Annotated in this window: 18 protein-coding genes; 13 read left to right on the top strand and 5 right to left on the bottom strand. The window is 64.9% G+C overall.

Translation table 11 applies throughout. The features are described from left to right. The first annotated feature begins 46 nt into the window (after positions 1 to 46). Positions 47 to 1,399 (top strand): glucarate dehydratase, encoded by a 1,353-nt coding sequence (gene gudD / locus AC097A_RS04425; protein ID WP_479619911.1) that lies wholly within the window; start codon positions 47 to 49, stop codon positions 1,397 to 1,399. 114 nt (positions 1,400 to 1,513) lie between these two features. Here the strand turns inward: gudD and AC097A_RS04420 are convergent, their stop codons facing one another. Continuing rightward, positions 1,514 to 2,950, bottom strand: coding sequence for an 8-oxoguanine deaminase (locus tag AC097A_RS04420; protein ID WP_479619910.1), 1,437 nt, complete (start codon positions 2,948 to 2,950; stop codon positions 1,514 to 1,516). A gap of 176 nt (positions 2,951 to 3,126) precedes the next feature. Here AC097A_RS04420 and AC097A_RS04415 point away from each other — a divergent pair, with 176 nt between their 5' ends. The 6 genes from AC097A_RS04415 to AC097A_RS04390 all read left to right on the top strand — a co-directional run bounded on the left by AC097A_RS04415 (position 3,127) and on the right by AC097A_RS04390 (position 11,294). Beyond that, positions 3,127 to 4,497: a glycerate kinase type-2 family protein gene (locus AC097A_RS04415; RefSeq protein ID WP_479619909.1), complete on the top strand. Its 1,371-nt coding sequence runs from the start codon at positions 3,127 to 3,129 to the stop codon at positions 4,495 to 4,497. Positions 4,498 to 4,569: 72 nt separating this feature from the next. Beyond that, a complete protein-coding gene (locus AC097A_RS04410) occupies positions 4,570 to 5,223 on the top strand; it encodes a Crp/Fnr family transcriptional regulator (protein WP_479619908.1) in 654 nt (217 codons plus the stop codon). 210 nt (positions 5,224 to 5,433) lie between these two features. After that, the gene (locus tag AC097A_RS04405) at positions 5,434 to 8,292 is read left to right on the top strand and encodes a di-heme oxidoredictase family protein (protein WP_479619907.1); all 2,859 of its coding nucleotides are present in this window, start codon (positions 5,434 to 5,436) and stop codon (positions 8,290 to 8,292) included. After that, positions 8,289 to 9,218, top strand: coding sequence for a glycosyl hydrolase (locus AC097A_RS04400; protein WP_479619906.1), 930 nt, complete (start codon positions 8,289 to 8,291; stop codon positions 9,216 to 9,218). The genes AC097A_RS04405 and AC097A_RS04400 overlap by 4 nt, the downstream gene beginning before the upstream one ends. A 33-nt stretch (positions 9,219 to 9,251) precedes the next feature. Beyond that, positions 9,252 to 9,527: a hypothetical protein gene (locus tag AC097A_RS04395; RefSeq protein WP_479619905.1), complete on the top strand. Its 276-nt coding sequence runs from the start codon at positions 9,252 to 9,254 to the stop codon at positions 9,525 to 9,527. Between the two features lie 219 nt (positions 9,528 to 9,746). Then, positions 9,747 to 11,294 carry a diguanylate cyclase domain-containing protein gene (locus tag AC097A_RS04390; RefSeq protein WP_479619904.1) on the top strand — a complete coding sequence of 516 codons (1,548 nt, stop codon included), beginning with the start codon at positions 9,747 to 9,749 and terminating at the stop codon, positions 11,292 to 11,294. 13 nt (positions 11,295 to 11,307) lie between these two features. On the opposite strand, the gene AC097A_RS04385 is transcribed toward AC097A_RS04390, so the two are convergent. Beyond that, positions 11,308 to 12,522 (bottom strand): patatin-like phospholipase family protein, encoded by a 1,215-nt coding sequence (locus AC097A_RS04385; protein ID WP_479619903.1) that lies wholly within the window; start codon positions 12,520 to 12,522, stop codon positions 11,308 to 11,310. Positions 12,523 to 12,593: 71 nt separating this feature from the next. Between AC097A_RS04385 and AC097A_RS04380 the strand changes: the two genes are divergently transcribed. The 5 genes from AC097A_RS04380 (at position 12,594) to AC097A_RS04360 (ending at position 17,114) form a co-directional block, all read left to right on the top strand. Further along, positions 12,594 to 14,099 (top strand): sensor histidine kinase, encoded by a 1,506-nt coding sequence (locus AC097A_RS04380; RefSeq protein ID WP_479619902.1) that lies wholly within the window; start codon positions 12,594 to 12,596, stop codon positions 14,097 to 14,099. Then, a complete protein-coding gene (locus tag AC097A_RS04375; protein WP_479619901.1) occupies positions 14,096 to 14,728 on the top strand; it encodes a response regulator transcription factor in 633 nt (210 codons plus the stop codon). Before AC097A_RS04380 ends, AC097A_RS04375 begins: the two co-directional genes overlap by 4 nt. A gap of 423 nt (positions 14,729 to 15,151) precedes the next feature. Beyond that, entirely contained in the window at positions 15,152 to 15,733 is a 582-nt protein-coding gene (locus tag AC097A_RS04370) for a hypothetical protein (protein WP_479619900.1), read from the top strand. Between the two features lie 184 nt (positions 15,734 to 15,917). After that, entirely contained in the window at positions 15,918 to 16,415 is a 498-nt protein-coding gene (locus tag AC097A_RS04365) for a GlcG/HbpS family heme-binding protein (protein ID WP_479619899.1), read from the top strand. A 9-nt stretch (positions 16,416 to 16,424) separates the two neighbouring features. Next, a complete protein-coding gene (locus tag AC097A_RS04360; RefSeq protein ID WP_479619898.1) occupies positions 16,425 to 17,114 on the top strand; it encodes an ankyrin repeat domain-containing protein in 690 nt (229 codons plus the stop codon). A gap of 5 nt (positions 17,115 to 17,119) precedes the next feature. On the opposite strand, the gene AC097A_RS04355 is transcribed toward AC097A_RS04360, so the two are convergent. From AC097A_RS04355 to xdhA, 3 genes are read right to left on the bottom strand one after another with little or no spacing between them, the layout of a single operon-like run. Further along, on the bottom strand, positions 17,120 to 17,434 hold the full coding sequence (locus AC097A_RS04355; RefSeq protein WP_479619897.1) for a helix-turn-helix domain-containing protein: 315 nt from the start codon (positions 17,432 to 17,434) through the stop codon (positions 17,120 to 17,122). Further along, positions 17,431 to 19,809 (bottom strand): xanthine dehydrogenase molybdopterin binding subunit, encoded by a 2,379-nt coding sequence (xdhB, locus tag AC097A_RS04350; RefSeq protein WP_479619896.1) that lies wholly within the window; start codon positions 19,807 to 19,809, stop codon positions 17,431 to 17,433. Before xdhB ends, AC097A_RS04355 begins: the two co-directional genes overlap by 4 nt. After that, positions 19,806 to 21,284, bottom strand: a complete 1,479-nt coding sequence (gene xdhA / locus AC097A_RS04345; RefSeq protein WP_479619895.1) for a xanthine dehydrogenase small subunit — start codon at positions 21,282 to 21,284, stop codon at positions 19,806 to 19,808. Before xdhA ends, xdhB begins: the two co-directional genes overlap by 4 nt. An 86-nt stretch (positions 21,285 to 21,370) precedes the next feature. On the opposite strand from xdhA, the gene AC097A_RS04340 reads away from it, so the two are divergent. Beyond that, on the top strand, positions 21,371 to 22,303 hold the full coding sequence (locus AC097A_RS04340; RefSeq protein ID WP_315480747.1) for a LysR family transcriptional regulator: 933 nt from the start codon (positions 21,371 to 21,373) through the stop codon (positions 22,301 to 22,303). Positions 22,304 to 22,315: the final 12 nt, after the last annotated feature.

The following is a 22,315-nucleotide window of genomic DNA, read 5'->3' as shown; positions in this document are numbered from 1 at the left end:
TATGTAGAGGCGCCATGTCGAGTGCCTCACTGAGGAGACTTTATCCATGACCACCCCCCAGTCTGGCGCCGTGCATGGCGCACCCACCGTCACCGCACTGCGTGTCATCCCTGTTGCGGGCCACGACGGCATGTTGATGAACCTGAGCGGCGCCCACGCGCCGTTCTTCACCCGCAACATCGTCATCCTGACCGACAGCAGCGGCAACACCGGCGTGGGCGAAGTGCCTGGCGGCGAGAAGATTCGCCAGACCCTGGAAGACGCGGCCCCCTTGGTGGTGGGCCAGCCCATCGGCAGCTACAACGCCATCCTCAACCGTATGCGCGAGGCCTTTGCCGCCCGCGACAGCGAAGGCCGTGGCCTGCAAACCTTTGACCTGCGCGTGGCCATCCACGCCGTCACGGCGGTGGAAAGCGCGTTGCTCGATTTGCTGGGCAAGTTCTTGAACGTGCCCGTAGCGGCCCTTTTGGGCGATGGACAGCAGCGTGACAGTGTGGCCGTGCTGGGTTACCTGTTCTACGTCGGTGACCGCAATGCCACCGATCTGCCCTACGTCAGTGAGCCCGACCAGGCCGACGACTGGAAGCGGCTGCGCCACGAAAAAGCCATGGACGCCGAGGGCGTGGTGCGCCTGGCCGAAGCCGCGCATGCGCGTTATGGTTTTCAGGACTTCAAACTCAAGGGCGGCGTGCTGCGCGGCGAGGAAGAAATCGAGGCCGTGACGGCGCTGCACCAACGTTTCCCCAAAGCCCGCATCACGCTGGACCCGAACGGTGGCTGGCTGCTCAAATACGCCATCCGCCTGTGCCGCGACCAGCACGATGTGCTGGCCTACGCCGAAGACCCCTGTGGTGCCGAAGGTGTGTTCTCCGGCCGCGAGGTGCTGGCCGAATTCCGCCGCGCCACCGGTTTGCTCACCGCGACCAACATGGTGGCCACCGACTGGCGCGAACTCGCGCATTCGCTGGCCCTGCAGTCAGTGGACATTCCGCTGGCCGACCCGCACTTCTGGACCATGCAGGGTTCGGTGCGCGTGGCCCAAACCTGCCAGACCTGGGGCCTCACCTGGGGTTCCCATTCCAACAACCACTTCGACATCTCGCTGGCCATGTTCACGCATGTGGCGGCTGCCGCGCCCGGCAAGGTCACCGCCATCGACACGCACTGGATTTGGCAAGACGGCCAGCGCCTGACCAAGGTACCGCTGCAAATCGTGGGCGGACAGATTGCCGTGCCCACCACGCCTGGCTTGGGCGTGGAACTGGACATGGCGGAAGTGGAGAAGGCGCACCAGCTCTACCTGCAACACGGCCTGGGCGCCCGCAACGACGCCATGGCGATGCAGTACCTGATTCCCGGCTGGAAGTTTGACCCCAAGAGCCCCTGCCTGGTGCGCTAAAGCCAGCGGGCCGCTGACTCTGATTTTTAAGCCAAATTGGCCTCTAGCCCTTGCAGATACTGCGCGAGCAGCTCCTTTTTTAGGAGCGTTTGCGAGGCTGGGGCCGCGCTGAAGTTAGCGCGCACCCTCGGCCAGCTGCAGCGCCAGCCGGTTGTGGCGCTCCATCAGCGGGCCCAAGTCTATGCTCTCCAGATGCCCCTCGCGCACCACCACTTTGCCGTTGACGACGGTGGTGTCCGCCTGCGGGCTGGCGCACAGCAGCAGGCTGCCCACGGGGTCGTGCACGGCGCCACCGGCAAAGCCCAGCGTGTCCAGGTCCCACAGCACCAGGTCGGCGCACATGCCCACGGCCAGGTGGCCCATGTCGTTGCGACCCAGCACCTGCGCACCGCCGCGCGTGGCGACGCCCAGCGCATCACGCACCGTCATCTCGGCCGGACCCAGGTCGCAACCAAAGAAAGTCTTGCCATCGCGCACTTCGGGCGGCTCCATGGCGCGCCCCACGCGGGCCAGCAGCAGCGCCTGGCGCGCTTCGTTGACCATGTGCGCCGCATCGTTGCTGGCGCTGCCGTCCACACCCAGGCCTACGGGCACACCGGCGTTCAGCATCTTGCGCACTGGCGCAATGCCGCTGGCCAGGCGCATATTGCTGCACGGGCAGTGCGCCACACCGGTGCGGCTGGCGGCGAACAGGCTGATGCCATCGTCGTCCAGCTTCACGCAGTGGGCGTGCCACACGTCGTGGCCCAGCCAGCCCAGGTCTTGCGCGTACTGCGTGGGCGTGCAGCCAAACTTCTCTTTGGAATAGGCCAGGTCGTGGTCGTTCTCGGCCAGGTGGGTGTGCAGGCGTGCGCCGTACTGGCGCGCCAGCAGCGCCGACTCACGCATCAGGTCGCGGCTCACGCTGAACGGCGAGCAGGGCGCCACCGCCACGTTGAGCATGGACCCAAACGACGCATCGTGGTACTGCTCGATCAGGCGCTGCGTGTCCTTCAGAATGAAGTCTTCGCGTTCCACCACGCGGTCGGGCGGCAAACCGCCCTGGCTTTGCCCCACGCTCATGCTGCCGCGCGTCGCCACAAAACGCATGCCAATCTCGGCCGCCGCTTCGATGCTGTCGTCCAGCCGCACGCCGTTGGGGTAGATGTAAAGGTGGTCGCTGCTCGTCGTGCAACCGGAGAGCAGCAGCTCGGCCATCGCAATCTGCGTGCTCACCTGCACCATCTCGGGCGTCAGCCCCGCCCAGATCGGGTACAGGCCGCGCAGCCAGCCAAACAGCTCGGCGTTCTGCACCTCGGGAATCGCCCGCGTGAGCGACTGGTACATATGGTGGTGCGTGTTCACCAGGCCTGGCGTGACCAGGTGGTGGCAGGCGTCGATCACCTCGTCGGCTTGCAGCGCCTGCGGGGGCAGGTCCGCCGTGGCGCCGATGTAAGCAATTCGGTTGCCTTCGATGTAGATGGATGCGTTGCGCAGCTCGGTGGATTGCGCCGGGTCCGCACTGTCGAATGTGGCGATAGCCCGCGCGTTGTGGATCAGCAAAGTGCCCATGTCAGAGTCTCTCCGTCAAACAAGTCTTCCACCTGCAAGGGTGGGTCCTGCCGAGGCCGAATCCCGCTGGCGGGCCAGACCGGCCGCCAGAGGCGAGCACCACGTTGCCGAGCATCCCGGGCTGTGCTTGCGCTAAGCGCCTGTGGATTTTGCCCCAGTTCCTTCAAAATAAAGCGATGACCATGCCAAACCAAGCCATCCACTTCTCCGACCTGGCCCCGCGCGAGGTGCTGACCCAGCTCTACTGGGCTGCCGTGCGCCAGGCGCTGCCCGCCCACACGCTGGCGGGGTTTTTGCCGCCCGTGCCCAAGGGCCGCACGCTGGTGCTGGGTGCCGGCAAGGCCGGCGGCGCCATGGCCCATGCGCTGGACGCGCTCTGGCCGCAAGACGCACCGATGAGCGGCCTGGTGGTCACGCGTTATGGCCACACGCCGCCACGGCCTGCAGATGCCGCGCCCCAGCGCATTGAGGTGGTCGAAGCCGCCCACCCCGTGCCCGATGCCGCAGGCCTGGCCGCTGCCCAGCGCATTCTGGCGTTGCCCCAGGGCCTGACCGAGGACGACCTGGTGATCTGCCTGATCTCGGGCGGTGGCTCCTCCTTGCTGACCCTGCCTGCGCAGTGGGCCGGTGGTGGCATCACGCTGCAGGACAAACAGCGCATCAACAAGATGCTGCTGGAGAGCGGCGCCGGCATTCAAGAGATGAACTGCGTGCGCAAGCACCTCTCCGCCATCAAGGGCGGGCGCCTGGCGGCGGCCTGTTACCCGGCCCAGGTGGTGACACTGCTCATCAGCGACGTGCCGGGCGACGACCCCAGCGTCATTGCCAGTGGCCCCACGGTGCCGGACCCCACCAACTGCGCTGATGCGCTATCAATATTGAAGCGCCTTGCGCAATCTGCATCAGGGCTGGAGCTCGATTCGATCGTAAAAGCCCTGGAAGCCGGCACGCTGGAAACACCCAAGCCGGGTGACCCGGTGTTTGCCCGCAACACCGTGCACCTGATTGCCACACCCCAGCAGTCGCTGCAGGCGGCGGCAGATGCGGCGCGTGCTATGGGCCTGAATGCCTATGTGCTGAGCGACGAGCTGGAGGGCGAATCGCGTGAAGTGGGCAAGGTGCACGCCGCATTGGCACGTACGGCCGCGCAGCGCCCTGCATCTGGGCAGCAGCCGTTTGCCAAACCCTGCGTGATCCTGAGCGGGGGTGAAACCACGGTCACCGTGCGCCCGCGCCGCGAAGGTGCCGTCAAGGGGCGGGGTGGACGGGCCGGTGAGTTTTGCCTGGGCCTGGCCCAGGCCCTGCAAGGCCAGGCCGGGGTGTGGGCGCTAGCGGCGGATACCGATGGCATTGACGGCGTGGAAGACAACGCCGGTGCCCTGGTGGCGCCCGACACACTGGCGCGTGCCACTGCCGCCGGGGTGTCGCTGGCCGACTGCCTGGACCGCAACGACGCTGTGGGCTTTTTTGAACCCCTGGGCGACCTGTTCACCACCGGCCCCACCCACACCAACGTCAACGACTTCCGGGCCCTGCTGGTGCTGTAACGGCGGTCCGCCCTGCGCAAAGGTTGATCTGCCTCAAGGTCTTGCGCGCGGGGCCGGGGCACAGTGGCTGCCATGTTGGTTCCTGCCCCTTTGTCCATGGCCGCCTTGTTGGTGGCGCCCCCTACGGAAACACGGCCTGCCGGTACGCGCTTGCTGCGCCGTGGCGAGGCCGCGCCGCAGGTGTTCTACCTGGAGCGGGGCCGGGTGCTACTGGGCGTGGTGGGCCGGGTGGACGCCCAAGGTGCCTTGCTGGAGCACCAGCTGGGAACACAAGCCACAGCAGGGTGGCTGGACGCGACCGCCGCCGTATTGAACCTGCCCGCCGCCATGGATGCCGTGGCCGAGACCGAGGTGCAACTGCGTGCCGTGCCGCTGGCCACCTTTCAGGCCGCGCTGGCCGAGGCCCGCAACCCGGTTGCCAGCGTGTTGGCCGACGTGGCCCGCGCCCACCGCCAGCAGACCGAGCTGGCCGTGAGCCGCCTGTCCAAAGACGCCGAGGCCCGCTGCGCAGAATGGCTGCTGAACCATGCCGAGCGCACGGGCAACGGCATCTGCATGGTGCAACTGCAGCAGCGCAAACGCCTGATCGCCGCCCAACTGGGCATCGCGCCCGAGACCCTGTCCCGCGTGCTGCGCAACCTGCGCGAGCGCAGCCTCATCAGTGGCTCGGGCCGCACCTTGCACCTGGTGGACCTGTCAGGCCTGCAGTCCCTGGCGGGGGTCTAGCCATAGACCGTAGCGCCCCCAGCGCATACGGGCTTACAACTGATTACCGATGTTGCACCGCAGGTGCATGTGTAAGCGGGATGGCGTCTTAGCATGGCCGCCACTGTCGCTGCAGATACATGGTCTGGGGCTTGCTCCCAACAGCCGGCGGTGATCGACACAACACCGCCTCCTGGTCATGAAGCAGCAGGCCCCCTATGAGAAGCACCTGTGAGCCAACACACAATTTCGGGTTGGGCCGTCCTGCTGGGCGCGACCCTGGCACTGGCCGCTTGCGGCGGTGGTGAGGGGGAGGGCGGCAACGACACCCCCACGCCGGCCGCCGTGGTCAGGCCGGGTTCCGGGTTCGACGCTGCGCCGCCTCCCGCAGAAGACCTGAGCAACGCACCGGTGGATGACCCCAATGCGGTGCCCGTCACCATTCCCCCCAGGCCGGTGGACATGCGCAGCCCTGGTTTGGCGGTCAAGCCAACCGCGGGTTCGTCGTCTGAGCTCGAAAACGGCGGCATGCCCGCCAAAAATGCCTTCGATGGTGACCTGAAGACGCGCTGGGCCAGCAGCAAGGATGAAAAGTCCTGGCTGCAGTTCGACTTTGGCAAGAAAACGCAAATCGGCTACATGAAGCTGGTCTGGGAAAACGCCTATGGCAAGGAGTACCTGCTGCAGGCGTCTGACGACGGCGTGGCCTGGAAGACCCTGCGCACGGTGACCACCGGCAAGGGCGGTGCGGAAGAGTATTTCAATCTGGGTGCAGATGCGCGTTACTACCGCATGCAAGGTGTCAAGCGGGGCACGGACTACGGGTACTCGTTGTACGAATGGGAGTTCAAGACACCGGGCAGCGACAACACCATGCCGACCCTGGCCACCTCGGAGTTGGCTACGCCCGCCGACGGCGTGCCCCATGTGGCCTTGCTGCCTGCTACGCAAGAGCCGCTCGAATCCACCCGCTTCACCTTGCCCGATGGCACGTTGGTCACGCGTTTTGGTTTTGTGGGCCGGGGCCGCCATGGCCGCGAGCGCGGCGAGGAATGGGCAGAGATCGGCTACGGCACCAACGAAACGGTGGACGCCTCCGGCAACCCCGTGGACAAGGGGCCGGGCAACTACCTGAGTTTTGTGCCCAACTACTTCAAGAACCGCACCTGGGGCACCGAGATCATCGACAACAGCAATGTGGCGGGCGTGACCAAACCCACACTGCGGGTCAACCAGTACTTCCAGCAGGCGCAGCTGGCGGGTGGCCATTCCTTCTTCCGCGGTTTTGACCGGCCCGGCGTCTTGGGCTACGGCTGGATGAGCCCGGGCCAGCTGGTCAATGACAAGTTGGCCAACACGGGCGTTGCAAATTGCCCCGTGGTACCCAAGCCGCAGAACGGCAAGCTGCTCAAGGACAGCGGGCTCAACGACGGCTGCAGTGTGACGCTGAGCACCTACCCTGGCCACACCCAGCTCTTGCCAGACGCCAATGGCGTCATGGTCCCCACGGGCAAAAACATTCCGGCCCGTTCGCTGGTGCTGGGCGATGTCATCGAGTTCACGGGCTCCTTCTTCTCCACCACCGAAGTCATGGCCGCCCTGGGCGACACCGGCGGCAAGCGCTACTACACCACCGAGGTGACCTATGTGATGGGCAAGGGCCTGCGTCCCTGGTACGGCGTGCAGCCCCGGCTGATGAATGCCCCCTTGCCGGACGAGACCCTGCAAGGCGGCATCGGTTCGGTGTCGTACGACTACGCGGACAACGGCCGCTGGATTTTTCAGCAGCAGCAAAACAACATTGGCATGCAGAACATGCAGCGCTTTGTGGAAGGGCGCCAGCTGATCCACACCAACATGCTCAACGGCAGCCACACCGAGGCCGGCAACGACCGCTACCTGCCTGCGGTGGGCCTGTTGGGTCCGCGTTTTAACCAGACCAATTGCTTTGCCTGCCACGTGGGCAATGGGCGCAGCCCCGCGCCCTCGGCCATCAACCAGCGCCTGGACACCATGGCGGTGCGCACCGCCATGCTGGATGCCAATGGCAAACAAGTGCCTGATACGCGGTATGGCACTGCGGTGCAGATGAACGCCTTGTCGCAGGGGCAGACGCCACAAGACTGGGGCAACAGCGTGCGCGTGAAAGAGTTTCGTGTCCAAAACATGAACCTGGCCGACGGGACCCTGGTGGAGTTGCGCCAACCCGTGCTGTCCTTTGACGGCCCCGAGCCTGCGGTGGTGTCACTGCGGGCGGCCCAGCCGATGATTGGTACGGGGCTGCTGGAAGCAGTGCCGGAGGCGGACATCTTAGCCCGCGTGCGCACCACGCCAGACCAGGACGGTGTGATGGGGCGGGCCAACTTTGTGTTTGACCCGGAAACCGGCAATGTCCGGCTGGGCCGTTTTGGTTGGAAGGCGGGCAAGTTCAGCCTGCGCCACCAGGCCGCCTCGGCACTCTTGGCCGATATGTCGGTCACCTCGCCGGTCTACCCCAGCCGCGAGTGTCTGGCCGGGCCCAAAAACTGCAAAACCGCCACGCCCGACAAAGGCATCACCGAAGCCGAGCTGGTCAAGATCACGCAGTACCTGCAACTGCTGGCGGTGCCCGCGCAACGCAGTTTGACCAGTGGGTTTCCCAAGGGCGTGGCGCCCCTCAAAGACCTGGATGTCAACCCCACACAAGTGGTACGGGGCGCGGCGCTGTTCAACACCATGCGCTGCTCCGCCTGCCACACCACCGAGATGAAAACCGGCGCGGGCCACCTGATGGACGAACTGCGCAACCAGACCATCAAGCCCTACACCGACCTGCTTTTGCACGACATGGGCGCAGGCCTGGCGGACGACTACACCGAAAGCCGCGCCACCGGCAGCCTGTGGCGCACCGCGCCGCTCTGGGGCATTGGCTACACCGAGCGGGTGATGGGCGATGCCAACAAAGTGGGTTACCTGCACGACGGCCGCGCCCGCAATCTGACTGAGGCGGTGATGTGGCACGGTGGCGAGGCACTGGCAGCGCGCAACCGGTTTGCCGCACTCCCCACGGCAGACCGCCAGGCCTTGCTGGCCTTCCTGAAGTCGCTATGAGTGCGCCTGATGCACCCCTGCCCGCCAAGGGGCCGCAGCGGCGCCGACTGCTGCTGGCGGCGGCCAGTGCCCTGGTGAGCGCCTGTGGCGGCGGGGGCGATGGGGACACCCCCGCCCCGTCATCCGCCAGTGCCGCGCCTGCTAGCACCAAAAGTGCCAAGCGTGGCATTGCCTACGACCTCAGCAGCGCGGCGGACTTTGCGGCGCTGGCCCCGGGTGTGGCCTGGTGGTACAACTGGTCCGACACGCCCAAGGGTGGCACCGCCAGTGCGCTGCGTGCCCGCTACGCCATGGACTTCATGCCCATGGTGTGGAACGAAAACTTCAACGATGCAGCCGTCACGGCCCTGCTGCAGGCCAACCCGCAGATGGGCTACCTGCTGGCGCTGAACGAGCCCAACCTGAACGGCCAGGCCACCCGCTCCCCACAGCAGGCGGCCGACCTGTGGCCCCGCATCGAGCAGATTGCAACGAATACCGGCGTGAAGATCGTCGGGCCCCAAATGACCTGGGGCAACACCGGCTACAACGACCCCATTGCCTGGCTGGACGCCTTCTACCAAGCCTACCGCGCCGCCAACGGCAACCGCGATCCGCAGATCGACTACCTGGGCTTCCACTGGTACGACTATGGCCTCAAGGCCCAGCTGGACCGCCTGGCCAAGTACAACAAGCCGTTCTGGATCACCGAAATGGCCAACTGGCACGTAGGCGACGGCAGCGCCGCCATCGACTCATTTGACAAGCAAAAGGCGCAAATGACCGAGATGGTGGCCCTGTGCGAATCGCGCGCAGATGTGTTTCGGTATGCGTGGTTTACCGGGCGAGGCGGTGCCGATTTGAACGACAAGTTCACCACCCTGCTGGGGCTGGATGGCCAGCTCACCGATTTGGGGCGGCACTACGTGAGCCTGCCGGTGGGTTAGGCTACTTGCATCCCGACTACCTGCAAGAGCACCATGTTCAAAATTTACTGGACCGACGAAACTGGCCACGCGCATGGCCTGGAGGCTGAGGCGATCGTGCAGGCCCTGCAGATCACCAAACAGAAACGCGACGCCGGGTACACCTTCGTCACCATGGTCAGTGAAAACCCGCAGCACGCTGGCAAGCCAGGCGTAGACACCGTGGTGGACGGTAAAACACCCGACGGGCAGGACTACGACTGGTCCAAAGCCGGCCGCGCCGGCCGACCCCGCAAGACCGACCGCATCATCACCAACAAAGACCAGTAAGCGCTTGTGCCTGGTCGGGTGAGCTCCACCGCGGCCGTGTAAATCCTGCTACATCGGGCCTTGGCCTTGTGGGCAGGTCCTCGCGTATAGTGGTACCAAGCATGCCAATGCATTCATAAGTACATAGCGGCATTCCTTCTTGGGGAGGTGCAAATGACCCCTGTGGCTGACCTTTCAGCCCCAGTCTTGCCTGTCACGAAGCGCAGACGGTTGTTCGCCGTGGTGTGGATCTTTGTGGGCGTGGTGGTGGGGCTCTTGGTGCTGACCTACCTCAGCATTCGCCTGCTTTCGGCGGTGCGTGCGTATGTAGAAGGCGAGGGGCTTTGGTCCAAGGGGCAAAAGGACGCCATCTATGCCCTGACCCGCTACACCCTCTACGCCAACGAAGCCGATTACAGCGCCTACCTGGCTGCGCTGGCTGTCAACACCGGCGACCGGCAGGCCCGCATCGAGCTGGAGAAACCCGAGCCCGACCTGAACATTGCCCGCGACGGTTTTTTGCAGGGCCGCAACCACCCGGACGATATCGACGGCATGGTGTTTCTGTTTCGGCGCTTTCGCAAACTGCCCGATATCGACAAAGCCATCACGATTTGGGCCGCGGCAGACCACCATATTGAGGAGCTGACGTTGGTGGGGGCGCGCATCCACGCGGCCATTCTGACTGGCCCGTTGCCACCCCCGCAGGCGCGGGAGTTTCTGCTGCAGCTGCACGCGATCAACGATGCGCTCACACCGCTGGAAGATCGTTTTTCGTACACGCTGGGCGAGGCCGCACGCAAATACACCCAGATCATTTTGGTGGCCATGTTTGTCGCCGTGCTGCTCATGCTCACGCTGGCCTACCTGTTCTCGCGGCGCTTGTTGCTGCAGTTCGAGCTCACACAAGAGGTGCTGCGCAAGGGCGAGGAGCAGCTCAAAAGTGTGTTGCAGTTTGCCCCCTTGCCCATCGTCATCGTGCGCCTGGCCGATGAACGCGTGCTCTATGTGAACGACCATGCACGCCAGCAGTTTCGCTTTGGCTCCATACCGTTGGAGCGCCTGCGCCCCCGCGATTTTTATGTCAACGCGGCAGACCGGGACCGGTTGATCGCCGCCCTGGAGGCCACCGGCAGCGTGAGCGACCTGGAGCTTTTGCTGCAGGATGCCAATGGCAAGCCCTTCTGGGGGCTGTATTCGTCGCAAAGCATCCGCTACGAGGGACATGCGTGCGTGATGACGGCGCTGCTCAACGTGGATGAACGCAAGCGTGCGAATGACGAATTGCGCTACCGCGCCTACCACGATGCCCTGACCGGTTTGCCCAACCGCGCCATGTTTATGGATGCACTCAAACGCAGCCTGCACCGCATGGAACGCAGCGGCGGCATGAGCTCGCTGCTGTTCATCGACCTGGACCATTTCAAAGCCATCAACGACGACCTGGGCCACGACATGGGCGACCTGCTGCTGCGGCAGGTGGCGCAGCGTATTCAGGACTGCGTGCGCGAGGGTGACCTGGTGGCCCGCCTGGGTGGTGATGAGTTTGTGGTGCTGGTGGAGGGACACGACGACACCCACCGCATGGCGGAGAAAGTCCTCAGCGTTTTGCGCCCCGATTACCAGTTAGGGACCCACGTGGTACGCGTGACGGCCAGTATCGGGGTGAGCTGTTTTCCGCAGGACGGAACCGAGCTTGATGCCCTGCTGAGTGCGGCTGACTTTGCCATGTACCAGGCCAAGACCGCTGGCCGCAACGGCGTGCAGTTCTACGTCCGGCCCTCGTAAGGGCCGCGCTGCCTTAAAACCCCGGCGGCATTTTCTGCCACGGATAACCTGGCAGTGCCATGGCAAAGCCACGTTCGTACAGCGCTTGCATGTAGACGGTGTCAAATTCCTGTGGGTGCAGTGGCCGGAAGTCGCTGGGAATGAAGGACAGGTTGAAGTCCACCGCATCACGCTGGGTGGTCAGGTAGATGCGGTACAGGTCGCCCACACCCTGGGTGTGGATGAGTGAGCTGATGGCGCGCCCGGCAATGCTGATCACGCGCCGCTCGGTCTGTGCCCAGTCAGGGTCCAGGCGCGCGTTCATCACCACATACAGGTGGCGCTGGCGCACACCGTCCTGGTTTTGCGACAGGGCGCCCAGCTGCACGCTGGTGGGGTAAACAAACACCTGCGCCGTGGTGCCACCGTCCACATGCATCTCTTGGTGCGGCTTGCCGTCCAGTTCCACATTAATCATCACTGGCGGAAACGCCCCGGGAATGGCGGCCGAGGCCAGCATCACATCCTGGAACAGTTGCACCGCGCGCGGGTGCTGGTAGGTGGCCAGGCGGGTCATGTTCCAGATCACGCGCTGGCGCGAATCCAGGTTGGTGGTGGAGATCCACAGCTCGCGCCCCTTGGCATACTCGGCCGCCACGGCATCCAGAAACTCCCGCGTGATGTACTTGCGCAGCTGCCTGCGCAGGGGCGCCGTGTCGGCTACCGCATCGTCGGTCAGCACTGACCACCAGCGGCGCGGCGAGACAATGTCTTCGGGGCTGGTCTGGGTGTAGAGCGCACGCAGTTGGGCATCGTAGGCCGGACCCAAAAACGCAAAGGGGGCAATCAGCGCCCCGGTGCTCACACCCGTCACCAGCGAGAACTCGGGGCGTTTACCGCTGGCTGTCCAGCCACTGAGCAGCCCCGCCCCAAAGGCCCCGTTGTCGCCCCCGCCCGACAGCGCCAAGATATGGCTGGGCGGCAGCGCGTGGGCTGGGTGCCCCAGGCGCGCCAGCTGCTGGCGCTCGCGCTGCCAGGTGTCCACCACATCGCGGTTGAGCTGCTCCATGTCCTGCACATTGCCCACCACATAACGCAGGCGCTCCAGCCCGGGCAGCACGGCCTGGGCGGCGTAGCGTTCGGGCACGGCCAAAAAGCGCGTGGGGGTACTGCAGGCACTCAGCAGGCTGGCCAACAGCAGGGAAATAAGGGTGGTACGCATCATCATGGTGGCGAGATTTTGACCCATGGCTATGGCTTTTCTGCGACGGCACCCTGGGTGTTCACCGACCGCAGGCACATCCTGTGCCAAAATTTTCCATGCGCACCATTTCACTCCCCGCCTCCCTGGCCCGGTTTACCCAACGGCAGGGGCGCCCCGTGTGGGCCGCCGTGTGGCTGCTGGGCGTGCTGGCCGGTGGGGCTTGGCTGCTGGTGCAGTCCATGGACCGCAGTCAGGCCAACTTCGAGACCGACGCCCGCATCGCCCACCGCATCCTGTCGCAGCGCGCGCTGCAGCACGAGGCCGTGCTGGCCACGCTGAGCCTGATGCAGCCCGAGCTGGACAGCCGCCTGCCGGCGATCTACCCGCAGTTCTTGAACATGTGGCGGCGCGCGCCAGATCAGGCCTGGCCCGCAGACGCCCCGTTGGCTACGGCCCTGAGCGCGGCCGAGGCAAAAAAGGGCGCCCCCCAACTGGCGAGCACCAACTTTGCAGCCAGCCGCTTCTGGATTGCCATGGCACCCGCCAGCGGCGCGCCCGAGGCCGCGTCCTATGCGCTGGAGGTGTCGCTGCCGCTCATGGTGCCCTGGGCCGACTGGCCGTTTGGCGACGGGCCCGAGGCGGCGGCTGCCAAACACACCCGCGTGTGGCTGGAGCATGGCATTGCACGCTGGCAGATCCACGCGGGCGGCGACCAAGCGCTGCGCCGCTTTGTGTTCCGCAAACCTCTGGCCGCCAGCAGCCAGCCGTTTGACATGGTGGCCGAGCGCAGCTACGGCCTTGCAGACCTGCCCTGGTGGCCCTGGCTGGCCTGGCTAGCGGGCTGGAGCCTGGCCTTGGCCGCGCTGGCCAGTGCATTGCGCCAGCGCCGTGCGCGCCAGCGTGCCGAAGAGCTGCTGCGCCTGGGCCAGGTGTCGCGCCTCAATGCGTTGGGCGAGCTGGCCGCCGGTCTGGCCCATGAGTTGAACCAACCACTGACCGCGGTGCTAGCTACTACCCAGGCCACGGTGCGCCTGCTGGCCGACGACCCGCCCGATGTGGCTCAAGCCCAGGCCGCCATGATTAAGACCGTGGTGCAGGCCCGGCGCGCGGCCGAGGTGGTGGCCCGCCTGCGCCGCGCCATCGAGCGGCCCAACACCGGCACCACCACCCCGGTGGATGTGGCCCAGGCCGCACGCGATGTGTTGCAGCTGCTGGAACCCGAATGCCGCAAACGCGCGGTGACCGTGCAGCTGCAAGGCCCCCCATCACTGCTGGCGCTGGGTGACCCGGTGGCGCTGGAGCAAATTCTGCACAACCTGGTGAACAACGCGCTGAGCGCACTCGAGCAGGTGCAGGGCAGGGCGCGCGTGCTTACGCTGACGGTGGAGGCCGTGGCACCCGCCACGGTGCGCCTGAGCGTGCAAGACAACGGCCCAGGCGTACCGGCCGCACTGGCCGAGCGCCTGTTTGAGCCCTTTGTGAGCGGACGCCCGGGCGGCTTGGGGCTGGGCTTGAGCCTGTGCGAAACCCTGGCCGCCGAGATGGGAGGCCACATCCGCCACACGCCCACGCAACCTGGCGCAGTGTTTGTGCTGGAGCTACCCGCAGGAGACAACACATGAGCGCCGCCGAATCCCTGTCCCCGTTGATCCACCTGGTGGACGACGACGAGGCCGTGCGCGACGCGCTGTCGCTGCTCATCAGCACCGTGGGCCTGCGCGTGCAGCCCTGGGCCGACCCCGAGCGCTTTCTGGCGGAGTTTGATCGACATAGCCTGGGCGCCGTGGTGCTGGACATGCGCATGCCCGGCATCTCGGGCTTAGCCGTGCTGGAGCAGCTGCAGGCCGCAGGCGTGGACCACCCCGTGGTCATGCTCACCGGCCACGGCACGGTAGACCTGTGCCGCCGCGCCTTCAAGGCCGGTGCGGCCGAGTTTTTGGAAAAACCGGTGAACGACGAACTGCTGCTGGACACCCTGCAGCAAGCCGTGCGCCGCCACGTCAAATCCCGCCAGCGACACGCCGCCGACCAGGCCGCGCGCCAGCGTTATGCAGGTCTGACCGAACGTGAGCGCGAAGTGCTGGGGCTCATCATCGAAGGCCTGACCAACAAGGAAATCGGCCGCGCGATGGCTGTGTCACCGCGCACGGTGGAGACACACCGCGCCAACTTGTTTGAGAAGCTGGAAGCGCCCTCGCTCGCGCATTTGATTCGGCACTATGCGGCGTTGGTGGAAGAGGGCGACGGTTGAGCATCTAAGGCTCAGTTCTGTTCTACGGACTTTTCGATAGAGGAGCAGGATCGCTCTGTGTTTAGAAGTTAGCATCGCCCAACCATTGGTGGGCACAGATAGGAAGAAAAGGCCCACAACGCATGTGTCCATTTCGCTCGGATGTCGAATGCCTTGCCAGCGAATGCAGAAGCGCATTGAACGAGTACACCTTTCGGTGCTCGGGCTATAGTGCAAATGCCGCTCACACTCTTGGCGCTGGTCCAGGAGACGCGTTGATTTCAAAGAAAATGTGCGGGGCTTTCACGACAAACATGTAGCTGCATGAGTAAACAGTGCGTTTGCTGCAGTGCTAACAAGCAAGCTAATTTCGGGAGGATTGGATGTTCAGATTAAACCGCAGGGTCTGCGACACATATTGCGTTGGACGTCGTGAGGTGCGTCATGCCTGAACTCGTTGGCCTTGCAGAAATCGCGGCTCGCTTAGTCGTAGACAACCGGACAGTACGTAGGTTGATCGCGCAAGAGTCAGAAACGCTCGGAATCGAAATACAGCGTGGAAAAGGTGACAAAGTTCTCCTAGCAAAAGATGACGCTGAACGTCTCATTGCAAGCTACCAGGCGCGCCGAGGGCCTCAAACAGGAACTGTCGAGGAAGCCAAATTCGATAGGTTTGGCCATTTCTATCTCATCCAGCTTGTTCCCGAGGCGCTGCCAAACCGAATCAAGATCGGCTTCGCTGATAACGTAGTTCGAAGACTCAATGAGCATCGTACTTCTGCGCCTACTGCAAAGTTGCTGAAGGCCTGGCCATGCAAACGCTCGTGGGACTATGCCGCTATGGATAGCATCACAAGAGAAGGCTGCAAGTTGGTACTGAATGAAGTCTTTGAGGGCGAAGTTGAAGGTTTCTTGGCCAGAGCTGATGCTTTCTTTTCTGTCATGCCAAATCCTGACTCTCAGAGAGAGCTTTCGGAATACTCGCCACTCTTCGAACCAGACGACAAAGGCAGTGATGTACCGTGAAGGCGCTCCATTCTTTCCGAAAGAGTGCTCTGTGATTCTCTGAGTACGCAGCCATCCCAATCTCCGTATTTCTACGGACCCCCACGCGTAAGCCTACGAATACCCCGCAGAGCCCTCTTTTTCTACAGTTCTCCCAACGGCAAACAACAGTCTGCCGTCCCTTAAAACCCTGTAGGAGAACCGTATGAACAAGTCCCTGTCTGCCCTCGCCATTGCCTCCATCGCCCTGTTCGCCGCCGCTGGTGCGCAAGCCCAGGCCGTGCGCACCGAGCACAACATGTCGCTGGACCTGGCCAACCGCATTGCCACCGCCGCCGTCGCCTCCTGCCTGGACAAGGGCTATGCCGTGACCACCACCGTGGTGGACCGTGCGGGCACCGTGCGTGCTGTGCAGCGCGCTGACAACGCCGGCCCCCACACCGTGGAAGCCAGCCGCGCCAAGGCCTATACCTCCGCATCCGCCAAGAACACCACGCTGGCCATGATGGAAAACGCGCAGAAGAACCCCGCAGCCGCCACGCTGGTCTACCTGCCGGGCATGCTGCTGGTGGGTGGCGGTGTGCCGGTGAAGGTGGGTAACGAAGTGATTGGTGCCGTGGGCATTGGCGGCGCACCTGGCGGCCATCTGGACGAGCAGTGCGCTGTGGCGGCCATCGCCACCGTGGCTGACCTGCTGAAGTAAGGTCTCGTCATGCGCCAGCCTCTTTCCGCCATTGCTATCACCTGGGCTCTGCTGGGGCTGGCCCCCGCCCAGGCGCAGGTTGCGCCCAGCGCGGCCCAGGCCGTGCAGTACACGGGCCTGCTGGGTGCAGCGCACCGCGGTGATGTGGCCAAGCTGCGCACCCTGCTGGCGACCAAGCCGGCGCTGGAGGTACGTGACGCACAGCAGCGCACACCGCTGCATGTGGCCACTTTTGCGGGCCAGCGCGAAGCGATTCGCCTGCTGGCAGCAGCAGGTGCCGACCTGAACGCCATGGAGGTCCAGCAGTACGACCCGGTGACGATTGCCTCGGTAGCGAATGACGAAGAGACGCTGGCGTTGCTGTTGCAGCTGGGTACCAGTGCCAAGAACACGACGAGCCCTTATGAAGGCACGGCGCTGATTGCCGCTGCGCACCTGGGCCACGCGGGCGTGGTGCGCCAGCTCATTGCGGCCGGTGCGCCGCTGGACCATGTGAACAACCTGCACTGGACGGCGCTGATTGAGGCCGTGGTGCTGGGGGATGGTGGAGCGCGCCATACCGATGTGGTGCGCCAGCTGCTGGCGGCCGGGGCCAACCCAAAACTGACCGACCGCAGCGGCCACACACCGCTGCAGCTGGCCCAGGCCCGCGGTTACCAGGCCATGGTGGCGCTGTTGCAGGCCAGTGCCAAGCCCTGAGCGGCTTACTCGCCGGTACCAGGCGCCGCCGGGTCAGCCTTTTTCACCAAACCCAACTCGGGGTGCTGCCCCGTCAGCAGCAAAAACATGGCGAACATGGGGCCCTGCATGCAGCGTTCGTCGGTCGGGCTTTCCAGCGCCTGCCAGGTGCGGGACTGCAGGCCGCCGCGGCTGCCGGTTTGCAGCGAATAACCCATTAGCTCGGCGGCCTGGGCCTGGTTCAGCCCGGCCGCCACGCGCGCAGCCTTGAGCTGCTCGCCCGTGGGAATGGGCATGTTCAACTTGATGGGGAGCGAGGGTGTGGCGGTGTCTGGCGTCATGCCTTGGACTGTAACGCGCACAGCACGTTCTCGGCCGTGGCCGGGGCGGTCAGCCGCACGGCGGTGCCATCGCCTTTGGCCTGTGCCACGGCGTCGCGCAGCGCTTCGTAGACGCTGATGGCCAGCATGAACGGCGGCTCGCCCACCGCCTTGCTGCCAAACACGTTGTCCTCGCGGTTGGGCTCGGGCCACAGGTCCACCTTGAAGTGCTCGGGCACATCGCCTGCGGTGGGAATCTTGTAGGTGCTGGGCGCGTGGGTGGAAAGAACACCCTTGTCGTTCCACACCAGCTGCTCGGTAGTGAGCCATCCCATGCCCTGCACAAAGCCGCCTTCGATCTGCCCCACGTCAATGGCGGGGTTGATGCTGCGGCCCACGTCATGCAGGATGTCCACTTTCAGCACGCGGCTTTCGCCCGTCAGCGTGTCGATCACCACCTCGGTACACGCCGCGCCATAGGCAAAGTAGTAGAAGGGGCGGCCGGTCAGCGTGGTCTTGTCGTAGTGGATCTTGGGCGTGCGGTAGAAGCCGTCGCTCCACAGCTGGATGCGGTTGGCATAGGCCAGCTTCACCACCTCGTCAAAACTGCGCGTGGTCACGGGGGAGAACACCTCGCCACCCTTGAACTTGATGGCGCCCGCGCCGCAGCCGTCCAGCCCGCAGACGAAGGCCGCCAGGTTGTCGCGCACATGGCGCGCCGCAAACTGGGCGGCGCGGCCATTCAGGTCGGTGCCGGCGCTGGCCGCCGTGGCCGATGCGTTGGGTACCTTGCTGGTGTCGCTGGCGGTGCACAGCACGCGCGCAAACGGAATGCCCAGCTCGTCCGCCACGATCTGCGCGACCTTGGTGTGCAGGCCCTGGCCCATTTCGGTACCGCCGTGGTTCACCTGCACGCTGCCGTCGGTGTACACATGCACCAGCGCGCCAGCCTGGTTGAACAGCGTGGCGGTGAAGCTGATGCCGAATTTGACCGGCGTGATGGCAATGCCGCGCTTGAGCACGGCGCTCTGTGCATTCCAAGCAGAAATGGCCTCTACCCGGCGTCGGTACTGCGCGGAAAGCTCTAGTTTTGATAGCAGAGGCTGGAGGATGTTGTCTTCCACCTTCATCTGGTAGTGGGTGGTGTCGCGCTTCTGGTCGGTGCCGGCAATGGCCTCGTCGCTGTACAGATTGCGCAGGCGCACATCCAGCGGGTCCAGCCCCAAATGGCGGGCAATGTCGCCCATCACCGTCTCGATGAGGATCACGCCCTGCGGGCCACCAAAGCCGCGGAACGCCGTGTGGCTCTGTGTGTTGGTCTTGCAGCGGTAAGACGTGATGTCCACATCCTGCAGGTAGTAGGCGTTGTCGCTGTGGAAGATGGCGCGGTCGGCCACGGGGCCCGACAGGTCGGCGCTGAAGCCGCAGTTCACCGCCATCTGCAGCTGCAGTGCGGTGAGGCGGCCGCTGTCGTCAAAGCCGGCGTGGTATTCGTAGGCAAACGGGTGGCGCTTGCCGGTGACCATGAAGTCGTCGTCGCGGTCCATGCGCAGCTTGACGGCGCGCTTGGTCTTGGTGGCGGCCACGGCGGCCCACACGGCCAGGTGGCCGGCCTGGGTTTCCTTGCCGCCAAAGCCGCCGCCCATGCGCCGGCACTCCACGCGCACCGCGTGGTTGTCGATACCCAGCGCGTGGCTCACCCAGTGCTGCACTTCGCCCGGGTGCTGGGTGCTGCTGTAAATCCACCACTGGTTTTGCTCCAGCGGCATGGCGTAGGCAATCTGCCCTTCCAGGTAAAAGTGCTCCTGGCCGCCCACCTCCAGCGTGCCGTGCAGCGTGTGCTTGGCCTGGGCCAGTGCAGCGGCGGCGTCACCGCGCTTCACGGTCACGGGCGGCAGCACAAAGCTCTTGGCGTCCAGCGCCTGCTGCACGCTCAGCACGGCGGGCAGGGCTTCGATGTTCAGTTTGACCTTGCGCGCCGCGTGGCGCGCCTGCATGGCGGTCTGCGCCACCACCACGCCCACCACCTGGCCGACAAACTGCACGGTGTCCATGGCAAACACGGGCTCGTCGCCGGCAAAGGCGGCTAGCATGGGGTCGCCCGGAATGTCCTCGCTCAGCACCACGCTCACCACGCCGGGCATCGCCAGGGCGGCGCTGCTGTCCACGCCCAGCAGCTTGCCGTGCGCGATGGTCGAGAGGATGGGTGCCGCATGCAGCGTGCCGCGCACCTCGGGCAGGTCGTCGATGTAGTGCACGGCGCCGGCCACCTGGGCCACGGCACTTTCGTGAAACTGGTTAACCCCAGAGGCGGGGCCGCGCGGGGTGGGGGCAGCCTCCAGCACGGTGGGCGACAGGCTGGGCAGGGCGGAAGAGGTGAGGGGCGCGGCGCTCATGCGGCTTCTCCTTCCAGCACAAAGCTTTCGAGGTTGATGGCGCTCTGGCCCTGGCTCTCCAGCCAGTAGCGCTGCAGCAGGTTGCCCAGCACCTCGGTGCGGTAGGCACTGCTGGCCCGCATGTCCGAGATGGGCGAGAACTCGGCGCGCAGCGTGGCCATGGCCGTCATCACGGTGTCGGCCGTCCACGCCTGACCGGTTAGGGCGGCTTGGGTTTTGAGCGCCCGCACCGATGTGGCGGCAACGCCGCCCACGCCAATGCTGGCATGCGCCACCTTGCCGTTCACGATGTGCAGGTTCAGCGCCAGGCAGACGGCGGAGATGTCGTCTTCAAAGCGTTTGGATATTTTGTAAACACGCGAGCGCTCGGCGGCCACCGCCTTGGGCACCTTGATCCAGGCCAGCACCTCGTCCTTGGCCATCACATTCTTGCGGTAGCCGGTGTACAGGTCTTCCAGCCGCAGCTCGCGGTGCACCACCTTGCCCCGGCGCAGCGCCATCAGCACCACGTTGGCACCCAGCGCAATCAGCAGCGGCATGGAGTCTCCAATCGGCGAGCCGTTGGCCACATTGCCGCCCAGCGTGCCGGCGTTGCGCACCGGTAGGCCGGCAAAGCGGCTGGCAAAGGCGCCTAGCTGCGGCCGGTCGGCCACCAGCGCGGCAAAGGCGTCGGTCAGCGTTACCGCGGCGCCAATGGCAATGTGGTGGGGGTATTGCTCCACGCGGCGCAACTCAGCCACCTGGGTCACGTCCAGCACCTGGGCAAAGTCCATGTGCATCTTGTTGACCCACAGACCCACATCGGTACAGCCAGCCACGATCTGCGCCTGCGGGTACTGCGCGCGCGCGGCCAGCAGGCTCTGCAGCGTGGTGGGCGATTTATAAGCCAAATCTGCCTCTAGCCCCCGTGGAATATGCGCAAGCAGCTTCAGTTTTGATAGCGTTTTGGCCTCGTCCACTGGCACGGCGGGCAGGCCCAGCATGGCCTGGGCGGCGTCCAGAATCGGCCGGTAGCCGGTGCAGCGGCACAGGTTGCCGCTGAGCGCGTGCAGGGCGTCGGCCCGGGTGATGGGCTGGCCGGTGTGGGCGTGCTGCTGGTACAGGCCAAACAGGCTCATCACAAAGCCGGGGGTGCAAAAGCCGCATTGGCTGCCGTGGCACTGCACCATGGCTTCTTGCGCGGGGTGCAGGCAGCCGTCGTCGGAGGCAATGTCTTCCACCGTCCACAGCGCCTTGCCGTCCAGGCTGTGCGCCATCTTGATACAGCTGTTGACGGCCTTGGTCTGCAGCTGTCCGTTCACTTCTTCGCCCACCACCACGGTGCAGGCACCGCAGTCGCCTTCGTTGCAGCCTTCCTTGGTGCCGGTGCAGTGCAGGTCCTCGCGCAGCACCTCCAGCAAGGTGCGGGTGGGGGGCACATCGGCCAGCGTCACGATCTCGCCGCGGCGGATGAATCTTAAAACTTGGGTTGTCATGGAATGGGTTCCTCGTGCGGGAGGGTAAGTCGGGAGGGGCACGGCTCCCATACGCATTAGCATATGGCACCAATTTACACGCCTGTATGAGAGACCAATCCCTTTTCGACAAGATAGACCTTCATCTGATCAGGGTCCTTCATACCGTGTTAACCGAGCGCAGCGTTTCCAAAGCCGCCATCCGTCTGGGCATGCACCAGCCGGCGGTGAGCGCGTCGCTCAAACGCCTGCGCGACTTTGCCGGTGACCCACTTTTGGTGCGCTCCGGCTCTGGCATGGTGCCCACCGAAACGGCGCTGCGCATGCTCGAACCCAGTGCCAGCATATTGCGTGCCGCCGAGATGCTGTTTTCTGACGCCCGCGGCTTTGAGCCCGCAACGGCGCGCAACACCTTCCGCCTGGCTGCCAGCGACTACCTGGACCCGCTGTTTTTGCCCCAGCTGGTGGCGCAGATCAAGTCGCATGCGCCCATGGCCGAGATTGAGATCCACCCCTTGTCTGGCGCCAGCGACTACCGCACCCTGCTGGCCCAGGGCGACATTGACGTGGTGATTGGCAACTGGCCGCAACCGCCCGACGACCTGCACCTGGGCCGCCTGTTTGGCGACGAGGTGGTGTGCCTGGTGTCCAAAAAACACCCCGCGGTGCGTCGCGGCTGGGACCAGGCCTCGTGGCTGGAGGCCGAGCACATTGCGCCCGGCGCCACCCACCCCGGTGCCAAGGGCGTGATCGACGACCACCTGAGCGGCCTGGGCCTGCAGCGCCATATCGTGGCGCGTTGCCCGCATTTCGGGCTGATTCCGGGCATGGTGGCATCAACCTTGCTGGTGCTCACCACCGGCAGGCAGTACTGCGAACGGTTTGTGGACACACTGCCCGTCAAAATACTGCCTTGCCCCGTGGAGTTCCCCCGCATGATGTATTACCAGCTTTGGCACGCCCGCACCCACACCAGCGCCTCCAACAAGTGGTTGCGCGAGCGCATCAAGTCGGTGGCGGCCGAACTCCGAAAAGAATAAGAGACACGCACC

This window comes from Rhodoferax sp. XS2R6, assembly GCF_056521365.1.
This window is presented reverse-complemented; position numbering and strand designations above follow the sequence as displayed.

What these genes read in the sequence shown, in the direction of transcription:
- AC097A_RS04420 (WP_479619910.1), bottom strand. Translation starts at nt 2,950, where the DNA reads ATGGGCACTTTGCTGATCCACAACGCGCGGGCTATCGCCACATTCGAC.
- xdhB (WP_479619896.1), bottom strand. Translation starts at nt 19,809, where the DNA reads ATGAGCGCCGCGCCCCTCACCTCTTCCGCCCTGCCCAGCCTGTCGCCC.
- AC097A_RS04360 (WP_479619898.1), top strand. Translation starts at nt 16,425, where the DNA reads ATGCGCCAGCCTCTTTCCGCCATTGCTATCACCTGGGCTCTGCTGGGG.
- AC097A_RS04375 (WP_479619901.1), top strand. Translation starts at nt 14,096, where the DNA reads ATGAGCGCCGCCGAATCCCTGTCCCCGTTGATCCACCTGGTGGACGAC.
- AC097A_RS04380 (WP_479619902.1), top strand. Translation starts at nt 12,594, where the DNA reads ATGCGCACCATTTCACTCCCCGCCTCCCTGGCCCGGTTTACCCAACGG.
- AC097A_RS04395 (WP_479619905.1), top strand. Translation starts at nt 9,252, where the DNA reads ATGTTCAAAATTTACTGGACCGACGAAACTGGCCACGCGCATGGCCTG.
- gudD (WP_479619911.1), top strand. Translation starts at nt 47, where the DNA reads ATGACCACCCCCCAGTCTGGCGCCGTGCATGGCGCACCCACCGTCACC.
- AC097A_RS04415 (WP_479619909.1), top strand. Translation starts at nt 3,127, where the DNA reads ATGACCATGCCAAACCAAGCCATCCACTTCTCCGACCTGGCCCCGCGC.
- AC097A_RS04370 (WP_479619900.1), top strand. Translation starts at nt 15,152, where the DNA reads ATGCCTGAACTCGTTGGCCTTGCAGAAATCGCGGCTCGCTTAGTCGTA.
- AC097A_RS04385 (WP_479619903.1), bottom strand. Translation starts at nt 12,522, where the DNA reads ATGGGTCAAAATCTCGCCACCATGATGATGCGTACCACCCTTATTTCC.
- AC097A_RS04355 (WP_479619897.1), bottom strand. Translation starts at nt 17,434, where the DNA reads ATGACGCCAGACACCGCCACACCCTCGCTCCCCATCAAGTTGAACATG.
- AC097A_RS04365 (WP_479619899.1), top strand. Translation starts at nt 15,918, where the DNA reads ATGAACAAGTCCCTGTCTGCCCTCGCCATTGCCTCCATCGCCCTGTTC.
- AC097A_RS04400 (WP_479619906.1), top strand. Translation starts at nt 8,289, where the DNA reads ATGAGTGCGCCTGATGCACCCCTGCCCGCCAAGGGGCCGCAGCGGCGC.
- AC097A_RS04340 (WP_315480747.1), top strand. Translation starts at nt 21,371, where the DNA reads ATGAGAGACCAATCCCTTTTCGACAAGATAGACCTTCATCTGATCAGG.
- AC097A_RS04410 (WP_479619908.1), top strand. Translation starts at nt 4,570, where the DNA reads ATGTTGGTTCCTGCCCCTTTGTCCATGGCCGCCTTGTTGGTGGCGCCC.
- xdhA (WP_479619895.1), bottom strand. Translation starts at nt 21,284, where the DNA reads ATGACAACCCAAGTTTTAAGATTCATCCGCCGCGGCGAGATCGTGACG.